We start from the raw sequence: 12396 nt of genomic DNA, 5'->3' as shown, positions 1-12396 counted from the left end.
ACCGGATGCCGCGTTGTATTCTGATTGAACATTTAAGAATCCATCACCACTGTCGTTCGCTTCTTCGAGGATGATGAGCGCTCAGCTTTCGACTCTGTTATCCCGGCATGACGGAGAAAAATTATTAAAGCACTCCCTGGTCAAATGAGGACATCACCCGAAGAAGATCGTGGCGGGACGGCTGAACGAGGAGTGTAACACTATAAATTACTCTTGCTATTTCATGAAAGCGGCAAACCTATGATCAATGTCGACGTGAAAAGGAATTGGGGGAAGTGCTCCTCTCTGCTGACGCTTTTCTTTCTGCTGTGGCAATGCTCACCGGGGAAAACTCCGTTCGATAACTCTGCCGGCGGAGTAAAGAAGGATAAAGCTTCGATCGCTGTCGAACTGCAGAACGTCCTGGACGATGAATTCCATCGATTCTATCCGCTGTCGGTCGATACGACCTACGGCGGATATTTCAGCGATATCAACTATCAATGGGAGCTCGATGGACTTCAGACGAAAATGATCGTCACCCAGGCGCGCCACATCTGGTCGGCCTCCAACGCGGCGATGTTCTACCAAAAAGACAACACACTCCGGAACATTGCGGCGCACGGTGTCGAATTCCTCAAAGATAAAATGTGGGATAGCGAGTTCGGCGGCTTTTATGACCTCGTCACCCGCCAGGGGGATCCGATCAAGGAGGAGGGGCAGATCGTGAAGCGGGCGTACGGAAACGCATTCGCCATCTATGGGCTGTCCGCCTACTACCGCGCATCCGGCGACAGCGCTGCGCTGAAAATGGCTCAAGAAACGTTCCGATGGCTTGAACAACACAGCTACGACAAGCAATACGGCGGCTATTTCCAATTTTTGGCGCGGGATGGAACGCCGTTCAAGGATGGCTACCAGGAGGTCGCGCCGAAGGATCAGAATTCGATGATCCACATCCTCGAAGCTTTCACCGAGCTGTATAAAGTCTGGCCGGATTCGCTACTGAAAGAACGGCTGAATTCCCTGCTCGTCCTGATAAGGGATGTTGTCACGACAAAACGGGGGAACCTCGTCTTGTTCCTCAAGCGCGATTTCACGCCGGTCTCCTTCAAGGATGCGAGCCCGTCCGTGAGGGAAAAAAATTATGAGTTCGACCATGTCTCGTTCGGTCATGATGTCGAGACCGCGTATCTGATGCTCGAAGCATCGGAGGTTCTCGGACTCAGGCATGATACGACAACGCTGAGCGTCGCGAAGAATATGGTCGATCATGTTCTGACGTATGGATGGGATCAAGACCACGGCGGGATCTATGACGGCGGATATTATTTTGGCACGAGCGAACGGGCAACGGTCATCAGGAAGACGAAAGAGTGGTGGGCGCAGGTAGAAGCGTTCAATTCATTCCTGATGATGTCGGAGATATTTCCGAACGACCCGATGCATTATTATGACAGGTTCTGCGACCAGTGGGAGTTCTGCAAGAAGTACTTGATCGACCGGGAGCGCGGCGGCTTTTATTGGGGGGGTATCGACATTGTGCCGGGAAATGTCTACGCGCCCAAGGCGTCGATCTGGAAGTGTAACTACCACACTTCGCGCGGCTTGATCAATTGCATCAACCGGCTCAAGAGCGAAACGATCGTCTACGACCAAAAGCATTACGAGCCGGTGAACCATAATGCGACCCCGGAAGCGAAGAAACTGCTCGAATATCTGTACTCCATCAAAGGAAAACATATCATTGCCGGACACCATAATGCCGTCGGCCGTGCGGATGTTTTTCCCGACCGCGTACATGAGCTGACCGGGAAGAGGCCAGAGATTTGGGGCTGCGATTTCATCAATTACTACAGACCGGGAAACGCGGATTCGCTGGTGCAGGAAGCGTATCAAAAATACAGGGACGGCTACATCATCACTCTCATGTGGCATGTCGGTAGACCGCAGGACGATCCCCCATTTAAATGGAAGGAAAGCGTTCAGGGAAGAATGACCGATAATGAGTGGAGGGAATTGACAACTCCCGGAACACCGTTGAACGCACGATGGGTTGCCCGTATCGATACGATTGCTAAGTATCTCGGCGACCTGCAGAAGCTCGGCGTTCCGGTATTGTGGCGGCCGTATCACGAATCGAACGGGGTCTGGTTCTGGTGGGGGAATAAGCGGGGAGAGAACGGATTCGCCAAGCTCTACAGGATGATGTACGACCGGTTCGTCAATTATCACAAGCTTAATAATCTCATCTGGGTTTGGAATACCAACGCGCCGCGGCAGCTGATCAACGACGAGGCATATGTCTACGAAGACTATTTCCCGGGCATGGAGTACGTCGATGTCTTCGCCACGGATGTGTACCACCATGATTATCGTCAAAGCCACCACGACGATTTGGTCCGTTTAGGGAAGGGAAAAATAATCTCCCTCGGCGAAGTCGGGGAAGTGCCATCCCCCGAAATTCTCGATCATCAGCCGATGTGGACATGGTTCATGATCTGGGCGAATTTCGTGGACACCCATAACACTCCGGAGCAGATCCGCGACCTCTATAATTATCCGCGGACCATCGCTCACGAAGATTACGGTAAAGGTAAATAGGTTTTTATCAATTTTCTTTCATACGGAAATGAAGAAGATACGTTTTCTCTTCTGGATAGGACTCGGCATCATGCTTCTCTCTGTTGCAGTGTATCCTCGTGAAAGCGCGCGGCTGGTTTCAGGCTGGCGATTCAAGCTGGGAGAAATCGCCGGCGCCGCGCAGCTTCAATTCAACGACCGCGATTGGCAGTCGGTCGACCTTCCACACAATTGGGGGTGGCAGGAGGCTCAAAGGGGGGAAGAGTATTATCGCGGTCCCGGCTGGTATCGCTGCCCTCTGGATCATCTGACGCCAAAACCCGGGAGGCGTTATTTTCTTCGCTTCGAAGCAGCTGGTTCTGTCGCCGATGTATATTGCAACGGCGTTCTTCTCGGCCAGCATCGCGGAGCGTTCGGCGCGTTCTGTTATGAGATCACCAGACAGCTTGCGCCGGCGGGACCGAACCTGATCGCGGTTCGAGCAAGCAATGCCCCCGAGCCCGACCTCGCCCCGCTCAGCGGCGACTTCAATATCTTTGGTGGATTGTACCGCCCGGTATATCTCATCGAAACGAACGACATTTGTTTCGCCCTTACCGACCATGCTTCCCCCGGGGCTGCATGGCTTCAGTCAAGAGATTCCGATGGGGCGATTCTTGACGTCAATGTCGAGATATCGAACGGAACGTCCCGGACTGAAGGACTGATTCTGCGGGCTGTCGTCTACAATGCAGCCGGAAGCCGCGCCGCAGTTGCCGAGGAACCGATCACCGTCGTTCCCGAAGTCACCGCGCCGTTCGCGCTCCATCTTGCTCTTCCTCATCCTCATCTCTGGAACGGACTAAAAGACCCGTACCTGTACCGCGCTGTCGTGGAATTGCGGACACCCGGGGATACGCTTCTTGACTCCGTCGAACAGCCGCTCGGCATACGATATTACACCGTCGATCCTGAAAAGGGCTTTTTCCTGAACGGGCAGCCGTACCATCTCCACGGCGTTTGCCGTCATCAGGACCGGCCGGACAAGGGCTGGGCAATCTCTGAAGCTGATATGAAAGAGGACATCTCGATCCTGAAAGAAATCGGCTGCACGGTCGTTCGCTGCGCGCATTACCAGCACAGCGATTATTTCTACGGTTTATGCGATTCGGCGGGTATTCTCGTCTGGGCGGAGCTTCCGCAGGTCAATGAGATCGGCACCGACCCCCGATTTGCCGAAACATCGCGCGGCCAGCTTCTCGACCTCATCCGGCAGAACATCAACCACCCTTCGATCTTTGCGTGGAGCTTGTTCAACGAACTCTGGCCGGGAAGACCCGACCCGCATCGCGAACTGCAGGACTTAAAAATTGTGGCAAACGGTGAAGATCCGACCAGACCGACCATTGCCGCAACGTCGACCGAAAAATTGCCGCAGATGGATAAGATCCCGGACCTGTTGGGATGGAATATTTATCCGGGCTGGTATCCGGGATGGGGGCCGAAGGAAGCGTTCGGCGATTTTCTCGACCGGGGAAAATCGTTGAGCAGACACGGCGGCTTGTGCATCAGCGAATACGGGGCAGGTGCTAACGTCGAGCAACATGAGGAAAATCCGCAGCAGCCGAAGGCGGACGGTCCGTGGCATCCCGAGGAGTACCAGGCGCTCCTCCACGAAGCGGCATGGGCTGCGATGAAAGCGCGTCCGTTTGTCTGGGGAACGTTTGTCTGGAATATGTTCGACTTCACGAGCAATACGAGGAACGAGGGGGGGATAAAGGGGCGCAACACGAAGGGGCTGGTCACCTACGACCGGAAAATTCGCAAAGATGCGTTCTTTTTCTACAAAGCAAATTGGTCGGACGAGCCGACGCTCTATATTACAAGCCGCCGGTTCACTGCAAGGACTCATCCGGCCACGGACGTGAAGATTTATTCGAACGCAAAGGAAGTTGAACTGCTGGTCAACGGAGTTTCGCAAGGAGTGCAAAAGGAAGGTTCCAATTGCATCTTCATCTGGAAGAATATTCAATTGCAGCCGGGAGAGAATCAGATCGAGGCACGCGCAAGCCGCGGCGGGGCCGGCCTGACGGACAAGTGTCTGTGGACGCTCAAACCGTCCGTGAATAAATAACCAAACTGTGGTGGATCAATGATGAAAAGAAATTCTCTTGTTATCGTTTTGCTCCTTGGTGTATTGTTCTCGGGCATGTTCGGTCAGACGAAGCAGCCGAATCCGCTCCTGAAAATCAATAGCGAGGGATACTATGAGGCCGACGGGATCAATGTGATGATGTTCGATGATTTCTATCCCGAAGGCCATCAGGGGGGATTGACGATCGTCCAATGCGGAAGCCGCGTGGCGGCGAACGGGGATGTCCGTCTCGAACCCGGTCCCGGTCAATGGTCCCCCGTTCCGAAGGTCGGCAAGCGTCATGTGGACAAAGAGAACGGAACGATCACGGTCGATCTGTGGTATCCCGACTCGAGCCAGAACAGAAAAGGATATAACCCGATCGACTATCCCGACCTGGTATTCAGGTATACCATCAGGACAGAAGCGGTCGGAAACGGCATCAAGCTCACTGTCGATCTCGAGAAGCCGCTCCCGCCCGCATGGGCGAATAAGGTCGGCTTCAATCTGGAATTATTTCCCGGCCAGTTGTTCGGCGAACATTATTTCATGGACGGCGGGCCGGGAATCTTTCCGCGCCAGGCAAACGGTCCCATGAAAAAGGAGAGTGATGGAAGCTTCCAGATCACTCCGATGGCTTCCGGGAAGAAATTGATCGTGGCCCCGGGAAATGCGGAAAAAGAATTGACCATCACCACCAACGCAAGCGATCTTCAGCTCCTCGACGGGAGGGGACTCTATAACAACGGGTGGTTTGTGGTTCGCTCGACGATCCCGCTCGGCGCGGTCAAGAACGCGGTCGAATGGATGATCACTCCGAAATTCAATCCCGGCTGGAGATACAAGCCGGTGGTGCAGGTCTCACAGATCGGATACCATCCGAAACAAAAGAAATTCGCAGTTGTTGAACTCGATAAGCTTGCTTCGACATACGATGCGGTTCAGCTTGTCAAAATAACGCCGGATTCTGAGGTGGTCGTCAAAGAGGAAAAGACTCCGGCACCATGGGGAAAATTTCTGCGGTATCAATATCTGCGGTTTGATTTTAGCGGCGTGAGTGAGGAAGGATTGTATAAGGTCAAGTACGGGACATCCGAGTCCAACGAGTTCGAGATCAAGAACGATATCTTCGCGCGGAATGTCTGGCAGCCGACGCTCGAGTATTTTCTGGCCGTTCAAATGTGCCATATGACTGTGAAAGACCGCTACAAGGTCTGGCACGGGCTCTGCCACATGGACGACGCGGTGATGGCGCAGCCGGGGGACCATTTTGACGGATACTCGCAGGGAGCATCGACACATACGATGTTCAGGCCGGGCCAGCATGTTCCCGGCTTGAATATCGGCGGTTGGCACGATGCCGGCGACTACGACCTGCGCGTGGAATCGCAGGCGGAGACGGTGTATAAGCTTGCGCTGGCATACGAATTCTTCAAAAATGATTACGACGAAACAACCATCGACCAGAGACGAAGGGTCGCCGAAATTCATAAGCCGGACGGAAAACCGGATCTTCTCCAGCAAGTTGAGCACGGCGTCTTGTCGATCGTCGGAGGTTTTGAGTCGATGGGAAGGCTGTACCGGGGAATACAGGAAGCGACGCTCGAGCAGTATGTCCATCTCGGCGATGCGGCGACGATCACCGACAACCTTGTCTCCTACGACAGCGGTAGAGACCCGGTGCTCGGTTTCCCGCTTCCCAAAGATGACCGCTGGGTCTTTACGGAAGAGAATCCGCGAAGAGAGTTGTATACAGCCCAGCGGCTTGCCGCTGCCGGCAGGGTATTGAAGGAGTTTAACCCCGGCCTTGCCGCAAAATGTGTAACGATCGCCGAAGAGCTGTACAGAAGAAACGCTTCGGCAAAACCGCTGGACAGGGTCACGGCCGTTGCGGAGTTGTATCTTACCACGTCCAAAGATGAATACCGCAAAATTTTGCTCGACAATGGCGACGTGATCGGCGGCAACATCATCACCTGCGCTGAGGTTGCCGGAAGAGTTGTCGAGAAGCTGCACGATAGTTCGTTCACCGCAAAGGTCACCGACGGCGTCAAACGGGCTTTTAGGAAGATCGCCGACGAGCAGAAACAAAACCCCTACGGCGTGCCGTACAAGCCGTACATCTGGGGGGCCGGCTGGGATATCCAGTCTCTCGCCGTGAAAGAACTGCTGCTGCATATCGGCTTTCCGAAGGCCTTCTCGTCCGAGTACGCATTCAACGCGATGAATTTCATTCTCGGATGCCATCCGGGAGACAACACCGCCTCCTTTGCTTCGGGCGTCGGCGTGAAGTCGCTGACCGTCGCGTACGGCGTCAACAGAGACGACTGGTCGTATATTCCGGGAGGAGTCAGCAGCGGCACGGCGCTGATTCGTCCCGATCTGCCGGAGCTGAAAACGTGGCCCTATTTCTGGCAGCAGACGGAGTATGTAATGGGGGGCGGCGCGACGGACTTCATGTTCCTTGCGATGGCGGCGGATAAGCTTTTCAACGAGACATCTCAGTAGTTGTTCGATCTTGATGCACTGGTATTTCCTTACTATCGACGATTAATCCAAGGAGAATCATATGGACGAAACACTGCAGAAATTACCGCTGAAGGAAAAGATCGGCTACGGCTTCGGCGATTTTGCCTCGGTTCTATTCTGGCAAAGCATCACGATGAATATGATGTTCTTCTACACCGACGTTTTCAAGATTGCCGCAACAACGCAGGCAGCGGTTGTCGCCGGCACGATGATCATGGTGTCGCGCCTCTTCGACGCAGTGATCGACCCGGTCATCGGCATGACAGCCGACCGGACGGAAACGAAGTGGGGAAAGTTCAGGCCGTACTTGATCTGGATGGCTCTGCCGCTCGCCGTCACTGCAACGCTCACGTTTACGACGCCGAATTTCAGCGAATCGGGGAAGCTGGTGTATGCGTACATCACGCTCTTTCTTTTCATGGCGTGCTATGCCGGCATCAACATCCCATACTCGTCCCTGCTCGGAGTTCTGACGCCGGACGCGACGCAGCGCACAAGCGCATCGTCGTTCAAATTCACCTTTGCATATATCAGCGGGATGACGGTTTCGGCGACGTCCCTTCTCCTGGCGAAACATTTCGGCAACGGAGTCGATACGCGTGACCCCGGAGGGTGGCAGAAGACCATCATGATCTACGGCGCCGTCGCGATCGTCTTTTTTATTCTGACCTTCCTGCTCACAAAGGAGCGAGTTCGCCCTCCAAAAGCCCAGAAAACTCCGATCAAAACCGACCTGAAGGACCTTGTCACCAACGGGCCGTGGCTGATCCTACTCTTCGCGACGATTTCGATGATCATGTTCGTCGCATCGAGGATCGGCGTGACGAACTATTACTTCAAATATTACATCACGAACTTCTCCGACGTCACGCACAATACGATCAGTTACTCGTTCCTCTGGTGGAATTTTAACTGGGGATTTGAAGAAGTGACGACGGTGTTCAACACGCTCGGCCAGGGGTGCTCGATTCTCGGAGCGCTGCTGGTGCCGCTACTGACGGCGAAGATCGGAAAGAAAAATGCCTTTCTGGCTCTTTTCGTCGTGGCCCTGATCAGCACCGCTGCCTTTTATTTCCTTTCCGCCGCGAACCTTACGCTGATCTTCTTCTTCCAGATCACCGGTTCGCTGACGGGAGGTCCCTTGTCGCCGGTCATCTGGGCGATGTATGCGGATACCGCCGACTATTCGGAATGGAAACGGGGCCGGAGAGCAACCGGTCTGGTTTTCTCAGCTTCGGCAACGTGCCAGAAAGTTGGATGGGCGATTGGCGCATTATTCACCGGCGCGCTCCTTTCTGCGTACGGGTTCATGGCCGATAAACCGCAATCTGCCGAGGTCAATCATCTTCTGATCTCGCTGATGAGCGTCATTCCGGCAGCGTTCGGCCTGATCTCCATCCTTCTTATTTTCTTCTACAAGCTCGACGAAAAGACGATGATGGGAATTGCAAAAGATCTCGTTGAAAGAAGAAAGGCCAGCGGAAACGAACCGCTGACAGCATAGAGAACAATTAAGAATTATGGATTAAAAATGAAAAATGTCTGAGCACGAAGACACTGCGGCAGCGAGAGGTTCTTGAATAAAGGACACTCAATGTGTCTTAGCGTCTTCGTGGCAAGCTAAAAATTAGGATTCAGGCAACTACCATATCATTACGACCATTAAAGGATGTTACTATGAAAAAGACAATCGTGGGGAAAGCGCTGCCGAACATGCCGTGGCAGGAGAGGCCAAAAGGGAATACCGATGTCGTTTGGAGATACGACAAGAACCCGGTGATCGGCAGAAAACCGATCAGGGGTTCAAGCCGGGTTTTCAACAGCGCCATCATCCCCTACAAGAACGAGTTCATCGGAGTGTTCAGGGCAGAGCATTTCGACGGCTATCCCAAATTGCATCTTGGCCACAGCAAGGACGGTTTTCACTGGGATGTCCAGGAAGACGTCATCACATTCCAGAATGAAGATGGCAGCCCGGCCAAACCGATCTTGTATGCGTATGATCCGCGCCTTCTTGAGATCGACGGGACGTACTACATCGTGTGGTGCAATTATTCTTCCGGGCCGACGGTCGGCATTGCGAAGACGAAAGACTTTAAAACCTTTGTTCAGCTCGAAAATGCGTTCCTTCCGTTCAACCGCAACGGCGTCCTTTTCCCGAGAAAAATAAACGGCAACTACGTGATGCTCAACCGTCCGAGCGACAATGGGCACACGCCGTTCGGCGACATCTATCTGAGCCAGAGCCCCGACCTGACGTACTGGGGGAAGCACCGCCTGGTGATGAAGACGACGCACTACTGGTGGAAGAATACAAAGCTCGGCGCCGGCGCCGTGCCGATCGAAACGACCGAGGGCTGGCTGATGATCTATCACGGCGTTTGCACGACATGCAGCGGTTTTATTTACAGCATCGGCGCGGCGCTCCTCGATCTCGACGATCCGTCAAAGATTCTCGTCGATTGCGCCGACTACATCCTGACGCCGGAGGCGCCGTATGAAACGACGGGCTTCGTCCCAAACGTTGCATTCCCGTGCGCGACGCTCCAGGATGCCGAGACGGGAAGGATGGCGATCTTTTACGGCGCGGCGGACACGTACTGCGCACTTGCGTTCACTCAAATCGATGAGCTCATCGCGTACATCAAAGCCCATCCCAACAAACCGATCTGACGAAAAGAATTTTCTTCAAGGAATTGACAATGCAATTCGGATATTTCGACGACCTCAACAAGGAGTATGTCGTAGAACGGCCCGACACTCCCCGTTCATGGAGCAATTATTTGGGCTCCACAGAATACGGCGCCATCATCACCAACAATGCCGGCGGATACAGCTTCTATAAATCCGCCGCGCAGGGCCGTTTCACCCGGCTCCGTTTCAACGTTATTCCGATGGACCAGCCGGGGCGTTATGTTTATCTTCACGACAAACAAAGCAAAGATTTCTGGTCGACCTCCTGGCAGCCGGTGGGGAAACCGCTGGCGCGCTATACGTCGGAATGCCGCCACGGAACGGCGTACACGAAGATCGCTTCGGAGTATTCATCCATCAAGACCGAAACGCTCTTCTTTGTTCCGCTCGGACGAACCTGCGAATGCTGGCTCCTCAGGATCACCAACAACGATTCGAAGAAACGGGAATTGAGTTTGTTCACGTACGTCGAGTACGCGAACAACTGGAACTTATCCCAGGACATGATCAATCTTCAGTACTCCCAATTCATTTCGAAGATGGATGTCGTTGATGATATCATCGACCATGGGACCAATGTCAACATGCCTGTGCGCCCCGATCATTTCGAGGACGACGGGCAGGCACGGCATACGTTTCTTGCATTGGCGGGAGCCGACATCAAAGGGTTCGATACGGACAGGGAGGTTTTCCTCGGCCCGTACCGGACCTATGCTAACCCGATCGTCGTCGAGGAAGGACGGTGCAGGAATTCGAAGTCAGTCGGCGACAACGGCTGCGGTACGCTTCAGGCAGAGGTTGAGCTTCGGCCCGGCGAATCCAAGGAAGTGGTGATCCTGATGGGAATCGGCGCAGCCGGGACGGAAGGGAAAAAAGCGCTCGGAGAATTTGGAGATCCCGGCAAAGTCAAAGCTGAATTCAGGAAGCTGAAAGAATATTGGCACTCGAGGCTGCAGGGAATGACCGCCGAGACTCCGGATAAAGAATTCAACAGCATGCTGAACATGTGGAACCCGTACAACTCCCTTATCACATACGCGTGGTCGCGCGCTGCGAGCCTGGTCTATACCGGCGAGCGTGATGGACTCGGATACCGCGATACTGTCCAGGACATGCTCGGCGTTCTTCACACAATTCCGGACGAAGTGAAAGAGCGGCTGGAACTCATGATCACGGGGCAGGCGTCAACTGGCGGTGCGATGCCGGTTGTCAAGCCATTCGCCCATAGACCCGGAAGCGAGAAGCTGCCTGCCGAAAAAGAATACCGCTCCGACGACTGCTTGTGGCTCTTCAACACGATTCCGGCGTACGTGAAGGAAACGGGGGATATGGCGTTCTACGGCAAAGTGCTCCCGTACGCCGATAAGGGAGATGACACCGTGGTCGGTCATCTGCGGCGGGCTATTCAATTCAACCTTGATCGGTCCGGTTCGCATGGCTTCCCGTGCGGACTCTCGGCGGACTGGAACGATTGTCTGCAGCTTGGGCATGATGGAGAGACGACCTTTGTCGCCTTCCAGCTTCGTTATGCTCTGAAGGAATATACCGAGATTTGCAGCATGCTGAAGAAGACGGACGAGGTCGCCTGGGCTATGGGCTGTTTGACGGCACTCGACGAAAACCTCGAACGGCATGCCTGGGACGGAGAATGGTATCTTCGGGCATACCGCGCCGACGGTTTGAAATTCGGCTCGAAAGAAAACAACGAGGCCTCGATTTTTCTGGAGCCGCAGCCGTGGGCAGTCTACAGCGGGCATCTTACCGAGGAGCGCGCGGTAGGGTTGATGGACGTCGTCAATAAGCGCCTTTCGACCGAGTACGGCCTTATGCTCTGCGATCCCCCTGTAGAGAAAACCGACCCGAAGGTCATCAAGGCGGTCCTGTTCAATAAGGGAATGAAAGAGAACGGTTCGATCTTTTGCCACACGCAAGGCTGGGCGATCATTGCGGAGACGATGCTGGGAAGAGGAAACCGGGCCTACGAGTATTACAGGAAATTCATGCCTTCAGCGTACAACACGAAGGCGGAGGTCCGCGGCATCGAACCGTACGTCTATTGCCAATTCACCAACAGCAAATACAGTCCGCGTTACGGCGCGTCGCGCCTCCCGTGGCTGAGCGGCAGCGCTTCGTGGGCGTATTACACCGCCACACAGTACATTCTCGGCATCCAGCCTGGATACAACGGACTGAAGATCGACCCGTGCATCCCGTCCGATTGGAAGGAAATAAAAATCTCCCGAAAGTTCAGGAAGAAGAGCTTTTCCATCGTCATCAAGAACGGCAGCGGAGTCCAAAAAGGGGTAAAGGGGATGACGGTCAACGGGAAGGAGATCCAGGGGAGCTTCATTCCTATCGATCAGATGAAAGATTCGAACGAAGTGCTTGTCACGATGGGGAGGTGATCGGAAACAGGATCTTTTTCTTGAACGCGGTCCAGTCTAAAGGAAGGTTCTGCTGCTGTGTAGTTCATCTTTCAAGGTGAGCAGCTTCTTTCC

The 12396-nt window shown here is 54.0% G+C and carries 6 protein-coding genes; all 6 read left to right on the top strand.

Features of this window, described 5'->3' with window-relative positions:
• The first annotated feature begins 240 nt into the window (after positions 1-240).
• Positions 241-2583, top strand: coding sequence for a glycosyl hydrolase (locus VMF88_10270; protein HTY11444.1), 2343 nt, complete (start codon positions 241-243; stop codon positions 2581-2583).
• 28 nt (positions 2584-2611) lie between these two features.
• The gene (locus tag VMF88_10265; GenBank protein ID HTY11443.1) at positions 2612-4675 is read left to right on the top strand and encodes a glycoside hydrolase family 2 TIM barrel-domain containing protein; all 2064 of its coding nucleotides are present in this window, start codon (positions 2612-2614) and stop codon (positions 4673-4675) included.
• Between the two features lie 18 nt (positions 4676-4693).
• Entirely contained in the window at positions 4694-7183 is a 2490-nt protein-coding gene (locus tag VMF88_10260) for a glycoside hydrolase family 9 protein (protein HTY11442.1), read from the top strand.
• A gap of 61 nt (positions 7184-7244) precedes the next feature.
• On the top strand, positions 7245-8708 hold the full coding sequence (locus VMF88_10255; GenBank protein ID HTY11441.1) for an MFS transporter: 1464 nt from the start codon (positions 7245-7247) through the stop codon (positions 8706-8708).
• 173 nt (positions 8709-8881) lie between these two features.
• Entirely contained in the window at positions 8882-9877 is a 996-nt protein-coding gene (locus VMF88_10250; protein HTY11440.1) for a glycoside hydrolase family 130 protein, read from the top strand.
• Between the two features lie 29 nt (positions 9878-9906).
• Positions 9907-12303 (top strand): N,N'-diacetylchitobiose phosphorylase, encoded by a 2397-nt coding sequence (locus tag VMF88_10245; protein ID HTY11439.1) that lies wholly within the window; start codon positions 9907-9909, stop codon positions 12301-12303.
• The last annotated feature ends 93 nt before the right edge of the window (positions 12304-12396 follow it).

Source organism: Bacteroidota bacterium (assembly GCA_035506275.1).
Lineage (GTDB): Bacteria > Bacteroidota > Ignavibacteria > UBA10030 > UBA8401 > JAGVPT01.
Note: the sequence above shows the minus strand (reverse complement) of the source record. Positions and strands in the feature narration are given on the sequence as shown.

Bases quoted from the DNA above. Each gene is read 5' to 3' on its own strand.
- VMF88_10270 (HTY11444.1), top strand. From the start codon at position 241: ATGATCAATGTCGACGTGAAAAGGAATTGGGGGAAGTGCTCCTCTCTG.
- VMF88_10265 (HTY11443.1), top strand. From the start codon at position 2,612: ATGAAGAAGATACGTTTTCTCTTCTGGATAGGACTCGGCATCATGCTT.
- VMF88_10260 (HTY11442.1), top strand. From the start codon at position 4,694: ATGATGAAAAGAAATTCTCTTGTTATCGTTTTGCTCCTTGGTGTATTG.
- VMF88_10255 (HTY11441.1), top strand. From the start codon at position 7,245: ATGGACGAAACACTGCAGAAATTACCGCTGAAGGAAAAGATCGGCTAC.
- VMF88_10250 (HTY11440.1), top strand. From the start codon at position 8,882: ATGAAAAAGACAATCGTGGGGAAAGCGCTGCCGAACATGCCGTGGCAG.
- VMF88_10245 (HTY11439.1), top strand. From the start codon at position 9,907: ATGCAATTCGGATATTTCGACGACCTCAACAAGGAGTATGTCGTAGAA.